At 67.9% G+C, this 20,905-nt stretch carries 19 protein-coding genes and 1 riboswitch; of the genes, 14 read left to right on the top strand and 5 right to left on the bottom strand.

Annotated features, from left to right (window positions below):
- The first annotated feature begins 69 nt into the window (after positions 1-69).
- The 4 genes from nirB (at position 70) to cobA (ending at position 6,413) form a co-directional block, all read left to right on the top strand.
- The gene (nirB, locus tag LDB29_RS12850) at positions 70-2,601 is read left to right on the top strand and encodes a nitrite reductase large subunit NirB (RefSeq protein WP_257554319.1); all 2,532 of its coding nucleotides are present in this window, start codon (positions 70-72) and stop codon (positions 2,599-2,601) included.
- Between the two features lie 5 nt (positions 2,602-2,606).
- Positions 2,607-2,942 carry a nitrite reductase small subunit NirD gene (gene nirD, locus LDB29_RS12845; protein ID WP_044662769.1) on the top strand — a complete coding sequence of 112 codons (336 nt, stop codon included), beginning with the start codon at positions 2,607-2,609 and terminating at the stop codon, positions 2,940-2,942.
- 80 nt (positions 2,943-3,022) lie between these two features.
- Complete coding sequence (locus LDB29_RS12840; protein WP_257554316.1) at positions 3,023-5,644, top strand: nitrate reductase; 2,622 nt, start codon at positions 3,023-3,025, stop codon at positions 5,642-5,644.
- Complete coding sequence (gene cobA, locus LDB29_RS12835) at positions 5,631-6,413, top strand: uroporphyrinogen-III C-methyltransferase (RefSeq protein WP_099186131.1); 783 nt, start codon at positions 5,631-5,633, stop codon at positions 6,411-6,413. Before LDB29_RS12840 ends, cobA begins: the two co-directional genes overlap by 14 nt.
- Here cobA and LDB29_RS12830 read toward each other — a convergent pair.
- Together LDB29_RS12830 and LDB29_RS12825 are read right to left on the bottom strand one after the other, a co-directional pair.
- Entirely contained in the window at positions 6,404-6,955 is a 552-nt protein-coding gene (locus LDB29_RS12830) for a molybdenum cofactor guanylyltransferase (RefSeq protein ID WP_082166005.1), read from the bottom strand. The two genes, cobA and LDB29_RS12830, sit on opposite strands and share 10 nt — an antisense overlap.
- Positions 6,955-7,938 carry a threonine/serine dehydratase gene (locus tag LDB29_RS12825; RefSeq protein WP_025547028.1) on the bottom strand — a complete coding sequence of 328 codons (984 nt, stop codon included), beginning with the start codon at positions 7,936-7,938 and terminating at the stop codon, positions 6,955-6,957. Before LDB29_RS12825 ends, LDB29_RS12830 begins: the two co-directional genes overlap by 1 nt.
- 85 nt (positions 7,939-8,023) lie before the next feature.
- A riboswitch (cobalamin riboswitch) is annotated at positions 8,024-8,239 on the top strand.
- Between the two features lie 169 nt (positions 8,240-8,408).
- Between LDB29_RS12825 and LDB29_RS12820 the strand changes: the two genes are divergently transcribed.
- Positions 8,409-10,247 (top strand): TonB-dependent siderophore receptor, encoded by a 1,839-nt coding sequence (locus LDB29_RS12820; protein WP_099186130.1) that lies wholly within the window; start codon positions 8,409-8,411, stop codon positions 10,245-10,247.
- A 7-nt stretch (positions 10,248-10,254) separates the two neighbouring features.
- Here the strand turns inward: LDB29_RS12820 and LDB29_RS12815 are convergent, their stop codons facing one another.
- A complete protein-coding gene (locus LDB29_RS12815) occupies positions 10,255-11,136 on the bottom strand; it encodes an ABC transporter substrate-binding protein (protein WP_373886266.1) in 882 nt (293 codons plus the stop codon).
- Positions 11,137-11,243: 107 nt separating this feature from the next.
- On the opposite strand from LDB29_RS12815, the gene LDB29_RS12810 reads away from it, so the two are divergent.
- Complete coding sequence (locus LDB29_RS12810; RefSeq protein WP_099186128.1) at positions 11,244-12,239, top strand: iron ABC transporter permease; 996 nt, start codon at positions 11,244-11,246, stop codon at positions 12,237-12,239.
- The gene (locus tag LDB29_RS12805; RefSeq protein ID WP_099186127.1) at positions 12,233-13,012 is read left to right on the top strand and encodes an ABC transporter ATP-binding protein; all 780 of its coding nucleotides are present in this window, start codon (positions 12,233-12,235) and stop codon (positions 13,010-13,012) included. Before LDB29_RS12810 ends, LDB29_RS12805 begins: the two co-directional genes overlap by 7 nt.
- Before the next feature lie 46 nt (positions 13,013-13,058).
- Here LDB29_RS12805 and LDB29_RS12800 read toward each other — a convergent pair whose 3' ends face one another.
- The gene (locus LDB29_RS12800; protein ID WP_025547021.1) at positions 13,059-14,261 is read right to left on the bottom strand and encodes a penicillin-binding protein activator; all 1,203 of its coding nucleotides are present in this window, start codon (positions 14,259-14,261) and stop codon (positions 13,059-13,061) included.
- Between the two features lie 11 nt (positions 14,262-14,272).
- On the opposite strand from LDB29_RS12800, the gene rsmI reads away from it, so the two are divergent.
- From rsmI to LDB29_RS12780, 4 genes are all read left to right on the top strand, one after another.
- Complete coding sequence (gene rsmI / locus LDB29_RS12795; protein WP_025547019.1) at positions 14,273-15,115, top strand: 16S rRNA (cytidine(1402)-2'-O)-methyltransferase; 843 nt, start codon at positions 14,273-14,275, stop codon at positions 15,113-15,115.
- Between the two features lie 14 nt (positions 15,116-15,129).
- A complete protein-coding gene (locus LDB29_RS12790; RefSeq protein WP_025547016.1) occupies positions 15,130-15,483 on the top strand; it encodes a YraN family protein in 354 nt (117 codons plus the stop codon).
- A 135-nt stretch (positions 15,484-15,618) separates the two neighbouring features.
- Positions 15,619-16,596, top strand: a complete 978-nt coding sequence (gene gshB, locus LDB29_RS12785) for a glutathione synthase (RefSeq protein WP_025547014.1) — start codon at positions 15,619-15,621, stop codon at positions 16,594-16,596.
- A gap of 76 nt (positions 16,597-16,672) precedes the next feature.
- Positions 16,673-17,272, top strand: coding sequence for a DedA family protein (locus LDB29_RS12780; protein ID WP_025547012.1), 600 nt, complete (start codon positions 16,673-16,675; stop codon positions 17,270-17,272).
- A gap of 57 nt (positions 17,273-17,329) precedes the next feature.
- Here the strand turns inward: LDB29_RS12780 and LDB29_RS12775 are convergent, their stop codons facing one another.
- Entirely contained in the window at positions 17,330-18,226 is an 897-nt protein-coding gene (locus tag LDB29_RS12775) for a tyrosine recombinase XerC (protein ID WP_025547010.1), read from the bottom strand.
- Between the two features lie 65 nt (positions 18,227-18,291).
- Here LDB29_RS12775 and LDB29_RS12770 point away from each other — a divergent pair, with 65 nt between their 5' ends.
- From LDB29_RS12770 to nadA, 3 genes are read left to right on the top strand one after another with little or no spacing between them, the layout of a single operon-like run.
- The gene (locus tag LDB29_RS12770; protein ID WP_037481434.1) at positions 18,292-19,170 is read left to right on the top strand and encodes an MBL fold metallo-hydrolase; all 879 of its coding nucleotides are present in this window, start codon (positions 18,292-18,294) and stop codon (positions 19,168-19,170) included.
- A complete protein-coding gene (locus tag LDB29_RS12765; protein WP_025547006.1) occupies positions 19,155-19,874 on the top strand; it encodes a DUF4230 domain-containing protein in 720 nt (239 codons plus the stop codon). Before LDB29_RS12770 ends, LDB29_RS12765 begins: the two co-directional genes overlap by 16 nt.
- Positions 19,875-19,915: 41 nt before the next feature.
- Complete coding sequence (gene nadA, locus LDB29_RS12760; RefSeq protein ID WP_044660157.1) at positions 19,916-20,902, top strand: quinolinate synthase NadA; 987 nt, start codon at positions 19,916-19,918, stop codon at positions 20,900-20,902.
- Positions 20,903-20,905: the final 3 nt, after the last annotated feature.

Raw genomic sequence — 20,905 nt, 5'->3', positions numbered from 1 at the left:
GCCATCCAGACTTCCGGTTTCAGGACCGGGGGTCCGGATGGCGGCCTTTTTCTTTTCTGGAGTCGAAGGATGGATTTTCAGAACAACGCCGGACCGGAAACGGCCAGTGAAGAGGCGCTCTTCACGCCTTCGAACGATGTTCGCGAACATCTGGTGGTGGTGGGCAACGGCATGGCCGGCTGCCGCGCGGTCGAGGAACTGCTGGCGCGGGACAGGGACCGTTACCGCGTCACCATCTTGGGCGCGGAGCCCCATGTAAATTATAACCGCATCATGCTCTCGCCGGTTCTGGCCGGGGAAAAGAGCTTCGACGACATCATCATCAACAGCCGCGACTGGTACAGCGACAACAATATCGAACTGATCGCGGGCGATCCGGTGACGGCGATAGACCGCGCCGGAAAGACCGTCACGAGCCAATCGGGTCGCACCGTCGGCTATGACAAGCTGCTCATCGCCACCGGGTCGGACCCCTTCATCATCCCGGTTCCGGGGAAGGACCTGCCCGGCGTCATCAGCTTCCGCGACATGAAGGATGTCGACGCCATGCTGGAGGCCGCCGGAAAGGGCGGCGACGCGGTGGTGATCGGCGGCGGCCTGCTCGGCCTCGAAGCCGCACATGGCCTGACCCTGCGCGGCATGAAGGTGACCGTCATCCACCTCATGGACACGCTGATGGAGCGGCAGCTCGACGAAGCGGCGGGCTGGCTGCTGAAGTCGGCTCTGGAGGGCCGGGGCCAGACCATCCTGACCGGCGCCAACACCGAATCTATCTATGGCGACGGCAAGGTCGAGGGCGTCCGGCTGAAGGACGGCCGCGACATCCCCGCCAGTCTGGTGGTGATGGCGGTGGGCATCCGTCCCTCGACCGCTCTCGCCCGCGAAGCCGGGCTGGAGGTCGATCGCGGCATCAGGGTCGACGACCATATGGTCACCAGCGACCCCGATATTCTCGCTGTCGGCGAATGCGTCGAGCATGACGGCAATGTCTACGGCCTCGTCGCTCCGCTGTGGGAGATGTGCCGCAGCCTCGCTGACGGCCTGACCGACCGGCATAGCGGCTACAAGGGTTCCGTCACCTCCACCAAGCTCAAGGTCGCGGGCCTGGACGTCTTCTCCGCCGGCGACTTTTCGGGCGGAGAGGGGTGCGAGGACATCGTCCTGCGCGACGCCTCGCGCGGGATCTACAAGCGCGTCGTCGTCAGGAACGACAGGATCGTCGGCGCGGTGCTCTATGGCGACACGGTCGATGGCGGCTGGTATTTCGACCTGCTGAAGCGCGAGGAGGATGTCAGCGGCATTCGCGACCTGCTGATCTTCGGTCAGGCTTATGCCGCCCTTGGCGCCTCGGGAGGGGGCGCGCTGGACCCTAAGGCGGCCGTTGCGGCGCTCTCGGACGATGCCGAGATCTGCGGCTGCAACGGCGTAGCCAAGGGCCAGGTCGTCGCCTGCATCGAAAAGGGCGCATGCAGCCTCGACGCGGTGCGCGCCACCTGCAAGGCGTCGGCAAGCTGCGGCTCCTGCACGGGCCTTGTCGAAAATCTGCTGAGCGTCGTGCTGGGCGATGAGGTCCAGTCCGGCCCGAAGACCCTGTGCAAATGCACCAGCTTCACCCATGACGATGTCCGGCGGGAAATCGTGGCGCAGAATATGCGCTCCATCCCGGAAGTCATGCAACTGCTGCACTGGTCGACGCCGGACGGCTGCTCCTCCTGCCGCCCCGCGCTGAACTATTATCTGCTCTGCGCGCTGCCCGGCGAATATCGGGACGACCAGCAGAGCCGCTTCGTCAACGAACGGATGCACGCCAACATCCAGAAGGACGGCACCTATTCGGTCGTGCCGCGCATGTGGGGCGGCCTCACCAGCCCCAGGGAACTGCGCGCCATCGCCGACGTGGTCGAGAAGTACAACGCGCCCATGGTGAAGGTGACGGGCGGCCAGCGGCTCGACATCTTCGGCATCAGGAAGGAAGACCTGCCCGCCGTCTGGGCCGATCTCAACGCCGCCGGCATGGTGTCGGGCCATGCCTATGGCAAGTCGCTGCGCACGGTGAAGACCTGCGTCGGGTCCGAATGGTGCCGCTTCGGCACGCAGGATTCCACGGGCTTGGGGGTCAGGATCGAGCGGATGACCTGGGGATCGTGGATGCCCCACAAGTTCAAGATCGCGGCGTCGGGCTGCCCCCGCAACTGCGCCGAAGCGACGATCAAGGACTTCGGCGTGGTCTGCGTCGACTCGGGCTATGAACTGCATGTCGGCGGCAATGGCGGCATCCATGTCCGCGCCACCGACCTGCTCTGCAAGGTCGCGACCGAGCAGGAGGCGCTCGATCATTGCGCCGCCTTCATCCAGCTCTACCGCGAGGAAGCACGCTATCTGGAGCGCACCGCGCCGTGGATAGAGCGCGTCGGCGTCGACTATGTGAAGAGCCGGATCGTCGAGGACGAAGCAGGCCGCGAGGCGCTCCGCAGCCGCTTCCTCTATTCGCAGAGCTTCTCCCAGGATGATCCCTGGGCGCAGCGCGCAGCCGGTGCGGACAGCGAACTGCACCAGCCCCTCGAACCCCCAATGCCCTTTGGCGCCATCGCTGCGGAGTGAACGACATGACCGACTGGATCGACATCGGAACGCTGGCCGACATTCCCCAGCGCGGCGCCCGTACCCTGCAGATCGCAGGAGAGAAGGAAATCGCGGTGTTCCGCACCGGCGACGACCATGTCTTCGCGCTGGTCAATGAATGCCCGCACAAAAAAGGCCCGCTCAGTCAGGGCATCGTCCACGGCCACAGCGTCGCCTGCCCGCTGCACAACTGGACCATCGCCCTCAGAACGGGCGAGGCGCAGGGCGGGGATAAGGGCTGCACCCCGACCATAGCGGTGCGGATGGAAGGAGACCGCATCCTAATCGCACCGCCGGAGCAGGCGAGGGCGGCGGCGTGAACCGGCACAGCAAAAACCCCCTTCCCTTCAGGGGAGGGGCCGGGGCAGCCCCCACAGGCGAACCCGAAGGGGAGGGGTGAATGGAGCGCGCCATCCGCACCACCTGCGCCTATTGCGGCGTCGGCTGCGGCATCTCCGCGACGCCGACCGGCCCCCGCTCGGTCACGATCAGGGGTGACGAGACTCACCCCGCCAATGCCGGTCGCCTCTGTTCCAAGGGCACGCATCTGGGCGAGACGACAGGGCTGACCGGCCGCCTGCTGCACCCGATGGTCGGCAACAGGCGGGCAGGCTGGGACAAGGCGCTGGACCTTGTCGCCCGGCGCTTTCGCGAAACCATCGATCGTCATGGCCCGGACAGCGTGGCCTTCTACGTCTCCGGTCAGCTCATGACGGAGGATTATTATGTCGCCAACAAGCTGATGAAGGGCTTCATCGGCTCCTCCAACATCGACACCAACAGCCGCCTCTGCATGTCCAGCGCCGTCGCCGGATACAACCGGGCCTTCGGCGAGGATGTCGTGCCCGCCAGCTATGACGATCTGGAGCAGGCAGACCTGATCGTGCTGGTGGGTTCCAACACCGCCTGGTGCCACCCCATCGTCTATCAGCGCATCCAGGCGGCCCGCGCCGCGCGCGGCACGAAACTGGTCGTCATCGACCCGCGCCGCACCGAAACCTGCGAAGGGGCCGATCTGCATCTGCCGGTGAAGCCCGGCACCGACGTTGCCCTGATGAACGGCCTGCTGGCTTGGATAGCGCAGCAGGGGCTTACCGATCCGGCCTTCCTCGCCGATCATGTGAGCGCGCCGGAAGGCTTTTGGGAGCATGTCCGCACCGGGCACGATCTCTGGACGACCGCGAAGACCTGCGACGTCGCGCCCGCGTTGCTGGAGCAGTTCTACACGCTGTTCGCCGCCACCCCGCGCACGGTGACGCTGTTCAGCCAGGGCATCAACCAGTCGATCCGCGGCACCGATCAGGTGAACGCGATCATCAACGTCCACCTCGCCACCGGCCGCATCGGCAAGCCGGGCGCGGCGCCCTTCTCGATCACCGGCCAGCCCAACGCCATGGGCGGGCGGGAAGTCGGCGGCCTTGCCTCCAGCCTTGCCGCCCATATGGATTTCGCGCCGGAAAATGTAGAGCGGGTGGGCCGCTTCTGGGCCGCCCCCGCCATGGCCACCAAGCCGGGCCTGAAAGCCGTCGACCTGTTCCGCGCCATCAACGAAGGCCGGATCAAGGCGCTCTGGATCATGGCGACCAACCCCGCCGTCTCCATGCCCGACGCGGGCCGCGTGCGCGAGGCGCTGGAGGCGATCCCCTTCCTCGTCGTGTCGGACATCATGGCCGACACCGACAGCAGCGCGCATGCCCATGTCCGCCTGCCTGCCGCCGGCTGGGGGGAAAAGGACGGCACCGTCACCAATTCGGACCGCACGATCAGCCGCCAGCGCCCCTTCCTGCCGCTGCCCGGAGAGGCGAAGCCGGACTGGTGGATCGTCAAGGAGGTCGCGCGCCGCATGGGGTGGCGCAATGCCTTCGCCTATGATCGGCCCGCCGACATCTGGCGCGAACATGCGCGCCTCACCGCTTATGGCAATGATGGGCAGCGGGTGCTGAACCTGCGCGCCTGGGCCGCCATCGGCAATGATGCCTATGACGCCATGGAGCCGTTCCGCTGGGGCGGCACGCCCTTTGCCGACGGCCGCTTCCCGACGCCGGACGGCCGGGCGCGGCTGGTCCTGACGAAGCAGATGGACATGCAGGAGCCGCTGAAACAGTGGCCGATGACGCTCAACACCGGCCGTTATCGCGACCAGTGGCACACGATGAGCCGCACCGGCCTGTCCCCGAAACTCGCCCGCCATCGCGAAGAGCCGCTGGTGGAAATTCACCCGCGGGACGCGGCGGCGCTGGGGATTGCCGACCGCGACCTTGCCCGCGTCGAGACGGCGCAGGGCAACAGCATCTTCCGCGTCAGCCTGAACGAAGGCCAGCGGCGCGGCGAAATCTTCACCCCGATCCACTGGACGGACCAGACGTCCAGCGGCGGGCGCACCGGCCTGCTCCCGCGTCCGCTGGTCGATCCCCATTCGGGCCAGCCCGGCTTCAAATCCACCCCGGCCAGCATCGGGAAGGTCGCGACCGAGTGGAGCGGTTTCCTCATCCTGCGCGATCGGGAAGGGATCGGGCAGCCGGTGAAGCTGCCCTGCCTCTGGTCCACCCGGATCGCCGTGCCGGGCGGCGCGCTCTACGAAATCGCCGGCAATGGCGACCCCGCCCGCCTCGACGCCTTTCTTCCGAAGGGCGACCGCGTCGAGGCGATGGACGCATCGCGCGGCACGCGCCGCATCGCGACCATCGGCGAAGGCAGGCTGAACGGCGTGCTGTTCGTGACGCGCAGCGGCATGCTGCCCTCGCGCGACTGGCTGATCGGCCAGTTGCAGGCAGAGGGGGTGGGCGGCTCCGTCCTCGCGGCGCGGGGACCGGGCGCCGCTGGAGACAAGGGCGCGACCGTCTGCGTCTGCTTCGACATCGGCCTCAACCAGATCGTCGCCGCGATCCGCGAACGGCAACTGGTCGATGTGCCCGCCATCGGCAGGGCGCTGGGCGCGGGCACCAATTGCGGATCGTGCCGGCCCGCGCTCGCCAATATCCTTGCCCAAAACATGCAGGAGACGCTTCATGCAGCCGAATGATCTCATCGCCCCCGGACAGGTCTGGCTGGTCGGCGCGGGACCGGGCGATCCGGACCTGCTCACCCGCAAGGCCGAAAGGCTGATCGCGGCGGCGGATGTCGTCTTCCACGACGCGCTGGTCGGGCCGGGCGTGATCGACCTCATCCCCCCAGGCGTCGAGCGGGTCAGCGTCGGCAAGCGTTCGGGCCGCCATTCGAAGGCGCAGGGCAGCATCAACGACCTGCTGCTCGCGGCCGCCAGGGCGGGCCGCCGCGTCGTCCGCCTCAAGGGCGGCGACCCCTCGGTCTTCGGCCGCTCGGCGGAGGAGATCGCCCATCTGGCGGAGGCGGGCGTTGCCGTGCGCATCTGCCCCGGCGTCACCACGGCCAGCGCGGCGGCGGCGAGCGGGCATGCCTCGCTCACCCTGCGCGGGGTGGCGCGGGGATTGACGCTGGTGACCGCGCATCTGAAGGCGGGCGAGCCGCTGCGGCTCGACTGGGAAGCGCTGGCCCGTCCGGGCGGCACGCTCGGCATCTATATGGGCCGCGCGGCGGCGGGCGAGATCGGCCGCTGCCTGATCGCCGCCGGACGCGATCCCGAAACGCCGGTGATGGTGGCGGTCAACGTCTCCCTGCCCAATGAACGCCTGATCCGGGGCAAGCTGTCGGCGCTCGCCTTTCTGGTGCGGACGATCAGCGACGACGACCCGACCCTGCTGCTGATCGGGGAGGCGGTGGCCGGAACGCATGCGCCTGCCGACCTCGCCGCGCATGTTGGCCTTCACGCCTGACGACCGTCTCGACCCGGCCGGGTGAGTCTCTCCAGATCCTCGGGCCGGTTGATGTTGGGCAGCACGAACTCCGGCCGCTCCACGATCCGCGCGCCCACCCGCTCCAGCCAGCCACGGATCGACCGGTTATTCTCCTCCGCCAGATGCGCGTCCAGCTCGCCAGCCAGCGAAGCAGGCCAGAAGCCGATCAGCTGCTGCCCCTTGAGGATGGCGGCTCCCTGTCCGATCAACGCCTCCGCCAGCCCGTCCGGATAGGCGGGCACGTCGCATCCGGTCGTCAGCACCGCGTCATAACCCAGCGCCCGCGCATGATGCAGCGCCGCGTTCAGGCCCCCCAGCGGCCCCATGTCCGCAGCCGGCCGATCCGCCAGCCCGATCATCCCCTCCACCTGCCGGCCGCAGACCGCCACGGTTTCGACCTGCCGCCCCAGCGCCGCCACCGCATGCTCCAGCAGGCTGCGCCCATCCAGCATCGCCCGCGCCTTGTCGCTGCCGAACCGGCTGGACCGCCCGCCGGCCAGAACCGCCCCCATCAGCCGCATCATGCGCCGCCCGCGATGATCCGGGCATAGCTGTCGGGATCGACATTGCTGCCGGAGATCACCACGACGCTCGCCCCGTCGGCATCCGGAGCCAGCCCGGCCAGCATCGCCGCCAGCGACGCGGCCCCGCCCGGCTCCACCACCAGCTTGAGGGCCGAAAAGGCAAAGCGCATCGCGTCGCGCACCTGATCGTCGCTCACCGTAAGGCCGCCCGACAGATAGGCCCGGTTGATGGGAAAGGTCAGCGCCCCCGGCGCGGGAGACAGCAGGGCGTCGCAGATCGACCGCGCATCGGGCGATACGCTTTCCCGCACGCCGCTCGCCAGCGAGCGCGCCGTATCGTCGAACGCTTCCGGCTCCACCGCCAGGATCGCGACGCCGGGCTGGCGCGCCTTCACGGCGGTCGCAATTCCCGACACCATGCCGCCGCCGCCGCAATTGACGAGGATCTGGCCGATCTCCGCCCCCGCTTCGGCGGCCTGTTCCATGATCTCCAGCCCGATCGTCCCCTGGCCGGCCATGATGAAGGGATCGTCGAAGGACGGCACCAGCACCGCGCCCCGTTCATTCGCCAGCCTCGTGGCGATTTCCTCCCGGCTTTGGGTGAAGCGGTCATAGGGCACGACATCTGCGCCCAGCGCCCGCGTATTCGCCGTCTTGATCGCGGGCGCGTCGGCCGGCATCACGATCGTCGCCGCCATGCCCAGCAACCGCGCCGCAAGGGCCACGCCCTGCGCATGATTGCCCGAAGACCAGGCGACGACCCCCGCCTTTCGCTCCGCCGCGTCCAGGCGGGCCAGCCGGTTGTAGGCGCCGCGGAACTTGAACGATCCGCTGTGCTGCGCGCCTTCGAACTTCACCAGCACGCGCCGGCCGCAGCGGGCGTTGAGCGCCGCATTTTCCAGCAGCGGCGTGCGGATGGCGGCAGGGGCGATGACCCGCGCCGCATCCTCGACATCGGCGGGGCTGATGGCGAACGGCATGCAATCTCCTTCCATGGCTGCCTCTTGGCATGGCCGCCGCTTTCCCTTATGGCGCGGGACGCGGGCGGGGCAATGCCTTCGCGCGCAAAAAGAAGATCGCGCCGGTGCCCCGAAGGGGGCTGAAAACGGGAATGCGGTGCGGACGGGAAACCGTCCTATTCCGCGGCTGTCCCTGCAACTGTAAGCGGTGAGCGCGATGCACTTCGGCCCAGGGGCCGGCCACTGGACGCAAGTCCGGGAAGGCGTGCATCGCCGCATTGACCCGCGAGCCAGGAGACCTGCCGGCGCATGGTCGCTCTTGCCTTGGTCCAGGGTATGGCCATGGCACGGTGTTCTCCGTCTGAGCGACGAAGCGGCGCAGGGCCGCATCGGTGCGGGGGGAGGGCGCGGGCGCCGGCCATTTCCCCCGTCCGGCCGCGCAAGCGGACGCCCTGAGCCATGTTGCACCGGCGCTCAGGGGGAATATAGACATGTTGAGGATTTCCATTTCCATCGCCGCCTTGCTCGCGGCCGCTCCCGCCCTGGCGGAGGATGAGATCATCGTCACCGCGCTGGGCATCGAACAGCCGCGCGACGAGGTCGGCCAGGCAGTCACGGTCATCGACGCCGACACCATCCGCACCCGCCAGAGCGTCAGCGTCGTCGACCTGCTGGCCACCACGCCGGGGGTGCGCTTCAATCGGGCCGATGCGGTGGGCGGGGTCACTGGCGTTTCACTGCGGGGGGCGGAAACGACGCAGACGCTGGTGCTGATCGATGGCGTAAAGGTCAACGATCCGAGCGGGATTGGCGATGCCTATGATTTTGGCAATCTGCTGACCGGCAACATAAGGCGGATCGAAGTGCTGCGCGGTTCCAATTCCGTGGTATATGGCAGTCAGGCGATCGGCGGTGTCGTCAACATCATGACGGGCGCGCCCGCAGAGGGTTTGGCCGGCAACGCCTCGGTCGACTTTGGCTATGCCGACACGCTGAATGCAAAGGCAGATATTTCCGGTGCCACTGGCATGGTGTCCGGCGGCATCGGCATCGCCTATTTCAACACCGACGGCATTTCCGCCGCCGCCAACGGCACTGAAAAGGACGGCTACGAAAATCTCGCGACCAACGCGAAGCTGAAACTGGCCTTTGCCGACAATCTCAGCCTCGACCTGCGCGGCTATTATATCCATGCCGATCTCAACACCGACCTGTTCTTCGGTGCGCCGATGGAATCGAGCGATGTCAGCAAGCTCGACCAATATATCGGCTATGCGGGTCTCAACCTGTCCTTGTTCGACGGCAAGTTGACCAACCGCGCCGCCGTCACCTGGTTCCGCAATGACCGCGATTATATGCTCCAGCGGGGCGAGGCGCCGGATTACGGCTTCTCCGGCACCAATCTGCGCTTTGAATATGAAGGCGTCTATCAACCGGTCGATCAGGCCCGGCTCATCTTCGGTTACGAGCATGAACGGCCGGACTATGATTTCTTCTATCATGATTTCTTCACGGGCGACAAAGTCGTGGGCAAGGCAAAGGCCGACATCGACAGCGTCTATGCCCTCGCAGTCGTGAAGCCGTTTGCGGGCCTCGCATTGACCGGCGGCGTCCGGCATGACGATCACAGCCAGTTCGGTGGCGCGACGACCTTCGGTGCAAATGCGAACTACACCCCCAATGGCGGCTCCACCAATTTTCGGGCCAGCTATGGTGAGGGTTTCAAGGCACCCTCCCTCTATCAGCTTTACGACAGCTTCAGCGGCAACCGCGCACTCAAGCCCGAGCGGTCGAAAAGCTATGACATCGGTTTCGACCAGAGCCTGGCGGGCAGTCGGGCGATGCTCTCGCTGACGGCGTTCCGGCGCGTTACGCGCAACCAGATCAATTTCGATTATGCGACTTCGCTCTACGGAAATCTGGACCGCACCCGCGCCAAGGGCGTGGAGGCGATGCTGACGCTGCGGCCCGTCGATGCGCTGACCGTCACCGCCGCCTACAGCTATGTCGATGCGCGCGACCGCAATACCGACGCCCGGCTGCCGCGCCGCGCCGCCAATGCGGTCAGCGTTTCGGCGGACTATGTCTGGCCCTTCGGCCTGTCGACCGGCGCGACGGTGACGATGGTAGGCGACAGCTTCAACGATGCGACCAATATGGTGCGGCTGGACGGCTATGCGACGGCGAACGTCCGGGCGTCTTTCCCGATCCGGGAAAATCTGGAAATCTACGGCCGCATCGACAATCTGACCGATGAGAAATACGCCACGGTCCATGGCTATAGCACTTATGGCCGGTCGGCCTTCGGCGGCGTGCGTGTGCGCTTCTGAAAATAGCCTAATGACGCGGCGCGGCGTTCACCCGCGCCGCGTCCTTGCGCTGCGCTGTGCCCTTGTGCGCAGCGCCGTCAAGCTGCGCTGTGCCCTTGTGCGCAGCGCCGTCAAGCTGCGCTGCGATGCCCCGCGCCGCCTCGACATAGGCGGGGCCGCCGCACACCGTCCACGCCTGCGGCACGCGGATGCGCGGGATGGCGCGCAGTATGGGGTGGTGCAGCATTTCCGTCCCATGATCGACCACCTTCTCGCTGCCGCTCTCCACGATCAGCCAGTCCGGACGGGCGGCGATCATCTCCTCCAGCGACAGTTGCGACAGCGCCGGCTTGCCCAGCCTGCGGGCCAGATTGATCAGGCCCACCCGCTGCATCAGGTCGTCGACCAGCGTGCCGGTGCCGGTCATATAGCCGCGCCGCTGATAATAGGCCGCGACGCCGCGACGCTTCGGCGGGGGCAGGGCGGCGAGGTCGCGGTTCATCCGGGCGATCATCGCTTCGCCCCGTTCGGGATGGCCGACCGCCGCCGCCACCTGCCGGATCTGCGTCAGGATCATGGCATAGCTGTCCGCGCTCGCCAGCCCCAGGGTCCGCCACTGGCCCGGCGGCGCGCCGACGACGCTGCCGCCGGAAGGAAAGCCGATCAGCAGGTCGGGGCGGATCGCCAGCACTTCCTCCGCCGGGCGCTTGAGGGTGCGGAAGGCGCGGGCCCTGCCGACCGCCGCCGACAGTTCCGGGTCGTGCCCATAGGGGCTGAGCGCGGCGATCTGCGCCGGGTCCGCCAGAGCGAGCACATATTGGTCGGCGCAGGTGTTGAGCGACACGATGCGCCGGGGTTGGGCGGGCGCCGCGCCGGTCAGGGCCAGGGCGCAGAACGTTGTAAAGATCATTCTGCACCGCACGCTGCTGCTCCCGGATCGTGCCTCAACAAACCAATGTGCTCCCGCCTTCGCAGGAGCACGGCACGCTGTAGCAAGCAGGGAAGGACGCGCAAGCCATGAGCGCCCGGCGCCATCCGCTGCTGATCCCCACGCTGACGGCGCTGGCGCTGCTGGCCGCCCTTGCTTCCCTCACTCTGGGCGCGGTTCCGCTCTCCCCGGCGCGCATCTTCGCCGTCCTCGGCGGCGGCGGCGATGACGTCGCCCGCGCCATCCTTCTCGACCTGCGCCTGCCCCGCATGCTGCTTGGCCTGATCGTCGGCGCGATGCTCGGGCTGGCGGGCGCGGCGCTTCAGGGCTATCTGCGCAACCCGCTGGCCGAACCTTCGGTCCTGGGGGCATCCAACTGCGCCGCGCTGGGCGCGGTCGGCGCGCTCTATTTCGGGCTGGCGCAGGCGCATCCGCTGGCGCTTCCCGCGCTCGCCATCATGACCGGCCTGATCGGCATCGCCGCGCTGTTCCTGCTCGCGGGCCCCGCGGAAAGCCCGCTCACGCTGATCCTTGCCGGCATCGCCATCGCGACGCTGGCGGGGGCGGGGATCAGCCTGTCGCTGAACCTGTCGCCCAATCCCTTCGCCGCCATGGAGATCATGAGCTGGCTGATGGGCAGCCTGGAAAACCGCGCCTACGGCCATGTCTGGATCGCGCTGCCCTGCGTCGTGGTGGGGGCGGCGCTGCTGATCGCGGACGGACGGACGCTGGACGCGCTGACGCTGGGGGAGGATGGGGCGCAGGCGCTCGGCATCGACCTTCGCCGGGCGCGCATCCGCCTGATGCTGGGCGTCGCCATCGGCGTCGGCGGCGCGGTGGCGGTGTCCGGGGCGATCGGCTTCGTCGGCCTGATCGTGCCGCATCTGGTGCGGCCGCTGACAGACCGCTCCCCCTCCGCCATATTGCTGCCCTCCCTGCTGGGCGGCGCGGCGCTGCTGACGCTGGCGGACATCGGCGTGCGGCTGATACCGACCGGCAGCGAACTCAAGCTGGGGGTGCTGACGGCGCTGCTGGGCGTTCCGGTGTTCCTGATGCATCTGATGCGGGAGAGGCGGCTATGGTGACGATCCGCGCACAGGGGCTTTCCGTCAGGCTGGGCCGCCATCCGGCGGTAAGCGGCGTCGATCTTGCGCTCGGGCCGGGCGAGCTGGTCGGCATCATCGGTCCCAATGGCGCAGGGAAGTCGACGCTGATCCGCGCCATGCTGGGCCTTGTGAAACGGGAAAACGGCTCCGTCCTGATCGACGGCGCCGATAGCGCGCGGCTCAGCCGGCAGCAGATCGCCCGGCGCATCGCCTATCTGCCGCAGGGACAGACGCTGCACTGGCCGCTGGCGGTGGAGCGGCTGGTGGCGCTGGGCCGCCTGCCGCATCTGGGGCCGCTGTCCCGCCTTTCCGTGGAGGATGAGGCGCTGATCGACGCCGCCCTGATGCGCGCCGACGCACTGCATCTGAAGGGCAGGGTGGCGACCGAATTGTCGGGGGGCGAGCGCGCCCGCGTGCTGCTGGCCCGGGCGCTGGCGGTCGGCGCGCCCGCGCTGATCGCGGACGAGCCCTTGGCCGCGCTCGATCCGGGGCATCAGATCGACGTCATGGACCTGCTCAGGGCGGAGGCGCGGGCGGGATCGCTGGTCGTCACCGTGCTGCACGACCTGGGCATGGCGGCGCGCTATTGCGACCGGCTGGTGCTGATGGATCGCGGCGCGCCGGTGGCCGACGGCGCGCCGCTGGACGTGCTGACGGCGGGGAATCTCGCCAAAGTGTACGGCATTTCGGCGCGCATAGAAACGGACGGCGACTGGCCATTGATCCTGCCGACCGGGCGGACCGCGTCCTGACCGTCATCTGCCGCGTGCTCCCGCCGTTGCAGGAGCACGCGGCACGCTATTCGGCAAAGGCGCGTGGCGCGGGCGCGACGACCGTGAAGGTGCCCGCGCCGATCTCCGACACTTCCAACGCCCGTTCCGCAATGCCGTCCCGGCCGAAGCGGAACGCGCCGTCGATCCCGGCAAAGCCCCCCGCATCGCGCAGCCGCGCCGCCGGGAAGGTCGTCCCCGGCTTCCAGTCGCGCGCGATCCGCACGGTCAGCAGCACCGCGTCATAGCCGAGCGCCGACAACCGGAAGGGCGCATTGCCGTAGCGCGCCCGATATTTGGTCGCGAGCTGGCGGTAGAGGCCATCCGACACGCTGGCGAACCAGGCGCCGCGCAGCACCGGGCTGGACGCCAAGCCGCTGTCCGTATTCCACAATTCGGTGCCCAGCAGCCGCGCCGTCGCGCCGCCATTCTTCCGCACGATCGGCGCGACCTGCACCGCCACCCGGCCGCTGTCCGCGATCAGCAGCGCGTCATAGCTGGAGGAGGCCTGCAATTTCCTGACCGCCGCCGTGATGGAGGCGGGGCTGCGGTCGAAGGTCTGCATCGACACCACGGTCCCGCCCGCACCCTCGACCGCGCGCAACAGGGCGGTGCCAGACCGCTCGCCATAGGTTCCCTTGGGCACCAGCGCGGCGAATTTGGACAGGCCCTTGCCCCTGGCGAATTCCACCACCCGTTCGATCGACTGGTTGGGGTTGTAGCCCATGATGTAGACGCCGTTCCCGGCGACGCTGGTGTCGTTGGAGAAGCTGATGACCGGCACATTGGCCCGCGCCGCGATGGGGCCGACGATCCGCGCATCCTCCGCCAGCAACGGCCCCAGGATCAGCTTGTTGCCGTCCGCCAGCGCCTTGTTCGCCGCCGCCGCCGCGCCGACCCCGGTGTCGTAGGTGGTGATGCGCACCTTGTCGGCCTTGGTGTCCAGCAGCGCCAGCGTGGTCGCATTGGCGATGGACTGGCCGACCCCGGCATTGGGACCGCTCATCGGCACCAGCAGCGCGACGCGATGGCGCAGCGTGTCGGTGGGCAGGCCTTCGGTGACGTCGGGGCCCGTCTGCACCGGCCCGCTGGGCTGCGCCGGACCGGGGCCCTTGGGCACGATCGACTGACAGGCGGCGACCAGCAAAGCCGTCGCGGCGAACAAAATCCGCCCGGCGCGTCGCATCGAAGCGAACAAGTCCGCTTGCCGGGGGGCATCCGTCTCTGTCATCTGGCATCCTTATGGAAACTGAACCGTCTAGGCTTGAACCGGGGCTTTACATCGTTGCGGGGCCGATCGGCAACCTTGCAGACCTAACCCCCCGCGCGGCCGAAGTCCTGCGTCTGGCCGATGTGATCGCCGTGGAAGATACACGGGTCAGCGCACGACTGCTGCGCCATGCCGGGTCCGACCGGCCGATGGTCCCCTATCACGACCACAGTGCGGAGGGGGTGCGGGCCCGCCTGATCGAGCGGATGGCGCGCGAATCGGTGGCGCTTCTCTCGGACGCGGGAACCCCGCTGATCTCCGATCCGGGCTACAAGCTGGTGCGCGACGCCCGCGCCGCCGGACGCAGGATCACGACGCTGCCCGGCCCCAGCGCCGCCATCGCCGCGCTCACCCTGTCGGGCCTGCCCACCGACCGCTTCCTCTTCATGGGCTTCCTGCCGTCGAAGCAGAAGGCGCGGGGCGACGTCCTCGCCGAAGTCGCTGCCCTGCGCGCCACGCTCGTCTTCTACGAAAGCGGCCCGCGCCTGTCGGAAAGCCTTGCCGCCATGGCGGAGCATCTGGGCGACCGCGAAGCCGCCGTCTCGCGGGAGATCAGCAAGGCCTTCGAGGAAACCGCCACGGGCACGCTGAGCGAACTCTCCGCCCGCTATGCCGACGCCCCGCCCAGGGGGGAGATCGTCGTCACCGTCGGCCCCCCCGGCGAGGCGCCGCCCGCCAGCGCCGAGGATGCCGACGCGGCGCTGCTGGAGGCGATGGAACGCCTCCCCCTGTCCAAGGCGGCTGGGGAGGTCGCGAAGAAGCTCGGTCTCGACCGCCGCGCCCTCTATGATCGCGCGCTGGAACTCAGGGGGTGACGGGAACTCGGGGGGTGAAGCGCCGGGCAGCCGAAAAGCGCGGAAAACAGGCGGAGCGCATCGCCGGCTGGTGGCTGCGGCTCAAGGGCTGGCAGATCGTCGGCCGCCGCCTGCGCACGCCCGCGGGGGAGGTCGACCTCGTCGCCCGGCGCGGCAGGATGCTGGCCTTCGTCGAGGTCAAGGCAAGGGCGACGGATGCCGATCTTCACCTCGCCATAGACGAACGCCGCCTCTCCCGCGTCGCGGCGGCGGCGGAAATCCTGTTCCACGACCTTGCAAAACCGGGCGACGACATGCGAATCGACGTGATGCTCCTTGCGCCGGGCCGCCCGCCGCGCCATCTGGCCAATGTCTGGCACGGGGGGTAGGTTGAACCGATCCTCCCGTTCCGTTCGCCCTGAGCCTGTCGACCCGAAGGCCGAGCTTGCTCAACGGCGAAACTTCTCTTCAGGAAAGGGATGGGCTTCGACAGGCCCAACCCGAACGGTAGGAAAAGCAAGTCGATGACGACCGAACTCAACCCGCTCACCGTCGCCGTGCAGATGGACCCGATGGAGGGCATCAGGATCGGCGGCGATTCGACCTTCCACATCATGCTGGCGGCGCAGGCGCGGGGACACCGGCTCTATCATTATCTCGCCCCGGACCTCACCTATCGCGACGGCCGCGTGCTGGCGCGGGCGCGCCCGGTCAGGGTGCAGAAGGTGGAGGGCGATCATTTCGCCTTCGGGGAGGCGGAGGTGCTGGACCTTGGCCGGGACGTCGACGTGGTCCTGATGCGGCAGGACCCGCCCTTCGACCTCAGCTACATCACCGCCACGCACCTGCTGGAGCGCGTGCAGGAAGAAACGCTGGTGGTGAACGATCCCGCCTCCGTCCGCAATGCGCCGGAAAAGCTGTTCGTGCTCGACTATGCGCGCTTCATGCCGCCGACGATGATCACCCGCGACCTGGAGGAGGTGAAGTCCTTCCTCGCCCAGCATGGCGAAGTCGTGGTGAAGCCGCTCTACGGCAATGCGGGCAATGCCGTCTTCCATGTCGGGCGGTCCGGCGCGAATCTCTCCGCGCTGGTGGAACTGTTCAAATCCTCCTGGGTCGAACCCTTCATGGTGCAGGCCTTCATCCCCGGCGTCGCGGAAGGCGACAAGCGGATCGTGCTGGTCGACGGCGAAGTCGCGGGCGCGGTCAACCGCATTCCCGGCGCGGGCGAGATCCGCTCCAACCTCGCCGTGGGCGGTTCGGCCGCGAAGACGGTGCTGACCGAACGCGAACTGGAAATCTGCGAAGCGCTGGGCCCGGAACTCAGGCGGCGCGGCCTGCTGTTCGTCGGCATCGACGTGATCGGCGGCGAATGGCTGACGGAAATCAACGTGACGTCCCCGACCGGCATCGTCTCCATCGACGCCTTCAATGGCACGGACACCGGCGGGATGATCTGGGACGCGATCGACGCCCGGCTGGCGGCGCGGGCAGCCGCTTGAATCGATATGGCGTCATCCCGGCCGGGGCGGGGACGCCGTGCGGCAGGGCCGACCGCGCGACGGGATGGGCGATCGGATGACCGACTGGGTTCTCCGCCTGATCGATGCGGGCGGCTATTGGGGCATATTCGTCCTGATGGTGCTGGAAAATGTCTTCCCGCCGATCCCGTCCGAACTCATCATGGGCATTGGCGGCATCCGCGTGGGGCAGGGCCGGATGGAGATGGGATGGCTGCTGTTCGCGGGCACCGTCGGGACCACCATCGGCAATTATTTCTGGTATATGATCGGCCACCGGCTGGGCTTCGGCCGGTTGAAGCCGATCGTCGACCGCTATGGCCGCTGGGCGACGCTGGAGTGGAAGGATGTCGAGGCGCTCGATCATATCTTCGGCAAATATGGGCAGATCGTGGTGTTCGTGTTCCGCTTCATGCCCGCCTTCCGCACGATGATCTCGCTGCCCGCCGGCCTGTTCCGCATGGGGCATGTCCGCTTCCTGCTCTGGACCAGCGGCGGCGCGCTGGTGTGGAACATCGTCCTTGCCTATGCGGGCTATATATTGGGCCAGAATTTCCGCGACATCGACAAATATGTCGGACCCGTGGCGACCGCCTGCGTGGTCGGGGCGGTCCTCTTCTATCTCTGGCGGCTGGCCACCTGGAAGCCGAGGGGGTGATCCCGGATCGTCATGCTCCCGCGCGGGCAGGAACCCGGTCCGGACGAGGAAACGGCTTCACGCCCGGGGATGGGCGTTGCGATAAATATCCAGCAGATGCGCCGCATCGACCTGCGTATAGATCTGCGTCGAGGACAGGCTGGCATGGCCCAGCAATTCCTGCAACGACCGCAGGTCCGCCCCGCGCCCCAGCAGATGCGTCGCGAAACTGTGGCGCAGCGCATGGGGCGTCGTCCGGTCCGACAGGCCCAGCCGTCCCCTCGCGCCCTGCACGGCGCGGCGGATCAGCGCCGGCGAAAGCGGCCCGCCCCGCGCGCCCCGGAACAGCGGCCCGTCCTTCTCCTGCCCAAAGGGACAGAGCGACACATAGGCTTCCATCGCCTCCCGCACCTGCGGTAATAACGGCACGATCCGGGTCTTGCCCCGCTTGCCCGTGACGCGCAGGGTTTCCCCCAGGGGCAGCACCGCGCCGGTCAATCCCATCGCCTCCCCGATGCGCAGTCCCGCCCCGTAAAGCAGCAGCAGCACCGCCCAGTCCCGCGCGCCGATCCACGGCTCCCGCGCGGTTTCGGCTATGTCCCCGGCCAGCGCCACGGCCTCGTCGGGCGACACGGGGCGGGGCAGGCCGCGCTTCACCCGCGGCCCCTTCAGCATCGGGACGCGGGCATCCTCGCCGCCCACGAACCGCAGGAAACCGCGCACCGCCGACAATTCCCGCGCCGCCGAGACGTTGCCGATGCCGTCCATCCGCCGCACCGTCAGGAAAGCGCGCAGATCGGCCTGTTCGATGCCCGCCAGCATGGCCGCCGTCACCGCTTCGCCGCGATGCTCCTCCAGGAAGGCCAGTAACCGTTCGGCGGTCGCCACATAGGCGCGCACCGTATGCACCGACCGCCGCCGGTCCAGCGCCAGATGCCGCCGCCATTGTTCGCAAAGATCGTCCGAAGCCGCCATGGCGCCATGATAGGGCAGGGGATCGCCCTTGAAAACCGCCCGGAAATGGGCACATGGGATCGGACATGGCAACACCCTTCGATCCGGCCGACCTGCCCACCGGCGCGCTGATGCGGCTTTCTACGCTGGTGGGTCGCGTGCTCGCGCCCAATCCCTCGCCCTTCACCTATACGGGCACGCAGACCTATCTGGTGGGCGTGGAGGATGTGGCGGTCATCGATCCCGGCCCCGACGACGCGGCGCATCTGGCCGCGCTGCTCGACGCGATCGGCGGGCGTCCGGTCAGCGCGATCCTCTGCACCCACACCCATCGCGACCATAGCCCCGCCGCCGCGCCGCTCAGCGCCCGGACCGGCGCTCCGGTCGTCGGCTGCGCGCCGCTGACGCTGGACGACGACGGACCCCGCGCCGATGCCGCCTTCGACGCCGCCTATCGTCCGGACCGGGTGCTGGCGGATGGCGAACAGCTTGGCGGCCGGGGCTGGACGCTGACGGCCGTCGCGACGCCGGGCCATACCTCCAACCATCTCTGCTTCGCGCTGGCGGAGGAAAATGCCCTGTTCACCGGCGATCATGTGATGGGCTGGTCCACCAGCGTGGTTTCCCCGCCGGACGGAGACATGACCGCCTATATGGCCTCGATGCAGCGGCTGCTCGACCGGACCGACGCGGTCTATTATCCGGCCCATGGCGATGCGGTCGACAATCCGCAGCGGCTGGTGCGCGGCATGATGGGCCACCGAAAGCAGCGCGAAGGCCAGATATTGCGCTTTCTGGAACGCAACGGCGCATCGGAAATCCCCGCCATGGTCACGGAAATGTACAGGGGCGTCGATCCCCGGCTGCACAGCGCGGCGGGGCGTTCGGTGCTGGCGCATCTCATCGACCTCGACGGGCGCGGCATCGCCGCCGCGACGGGGGACGGACGATGGCAGTTGCGCTGAAGCGCTTCGCCGGCCCCGTTCTGGCCGTCCTGGCCCTGCTCGCCGCGGGGGCGGCCATGCTGGTCGGCTGGCACCGCTATGAACGCGACTATGCGGTGACGGTGGAGGAGGACGGCTCGGCCGTCACCAGGGTCATCGCGGAACGTTTCGCGGGCGCCTCCAGCCTCAAGGTGTCGGAACTGTCCGGCACGATACAGAGCACGGCGCAGGATGTGCGCGGCTTCGGGCTGCTGAAGTCGGACCAGCTGGTGAAGATGCCCTTTTCGGTCGCCTATTTCATCGACGTCGGCGGCATCGGCGCCGGCGATCTGGAATGGAATGAAAAGACCCGGACGCTCATCGTCAACGCGCCGGACGTGAAGCCGGGGCAGCCCAATATCGACGAAAGCCGCCGGACGCTGGTGCAGACCAACGGCCTGTTCGTGACCCGGCAGGCGGGGGAGGAACTCAGCCGCCGCACCTCGCTCCACGCGCAGGGACGCGCGGACAGGGAAGCGCGCTCGCCCGAACGCATGGCGCAGGCGCGCGATTATGGCCGCGCCGCGCTCGGCAGGCTGCTCGGCGCGCCGCTGGGGGCGCTGGGCTATGGCGACGCGCGGGTGATCGTCACCTTCCCGCCGGAACGCGCCGACCGCGACCGGGATCGATGGGACGTGACGACGCCCATCAACGATGTACTGGCCAACAGCCGCAACGCCCGTTAGGGGGCGCTGGACGAAGGCCCTTCAAGGAGCAGGGTAGGGACATGAACGCCATCACCGGAATCCCGCAGGGGATCGACCTGCGCGCGGAGATCGACCGGCTGCGCAAGGAACGCAACGCCGTCATCCTCGGCCATTATTACCAGAAGCCGGAGATCCAGGACCTGTCCGATTTCGTGGGCGATTCGCTGGAACTCTCGCGCAAGGCGGCGGAGACGGACGCCGATGTCATCGCCTTCTGCGGCGTGCGCTTCATGGCGGAAACGGCGAAGATCCTCTCGCCGGAAAAGATCGTGGTGCTGCCGGACATGGATGCGGGATGCAGTCTGGAGGACAGTTGCCCGCCCGCCCAGTTCAAGGCCTTTCGGGAGGCGCATCCCGACCATATCGCGCTCAGCTACATCAACTGCTCGGCGGAGGTGAAGGCGCTTTCCGACATCATCGTCACCTCCTCCTCGGCGGAAAAGATCCTGGCGCAGATTCCGAAGGATCAGAAGATCATCTTCGGCCCCGACAAGCATCTGGGCGGCTATCTGAAGCGCAAGCTGGGCCGCGACATGCTGCTCTGGCCGGGCGTCTGCATCGTGCATGAGGCGTTCAGCGAGACGGAACTGCTGAAGCTCAAGGCCCAGCATCCCGGCGCTCCTGTCGCCGCGCACCCGGAATGCCCGCCGCATATCGTCGACCATGCCGATTATATCGGCTCGACCAGCGGCATATTGGAATTTTCCAAGACCATGCCCGGCGACACGCTGATCGTCGCCACCGAACCGCATATCATCCACCAGATGCAGAAGGCGGTGCCGGAAAAGAATTTCATCGGCGCGCCCGGCGCGGACGGCAACTGCAACTGCAATATCTGCCCCTATATGGCGCTCAACACGATGGAGAAGCTCTATCTGGCGCTGCGCGACCTGCAGCCGCGCATCGAGATGGAGGAGGGGCTGCGCCTCGCCGCCAAGAAGAGCCTCGACCGCATGCTCGAAATGGCGAGCGGCACGGTCGGGCAGGGCGATCTGGGCACGCGCTGATGG

It is taken from the genome of Sphingobium sp. CFD-2 (genome assembly GCF_024611135.1).
GTDB lineage: Bacteria > Pseudomonadota > Alphaproteobacteria > Sphingomonadales > Sphingomonadaceae > Sphingobium > Sphingobium fuliginis.
This window is presented reverse-complemented; position numbering and strand designations above follow the sequence as displayed.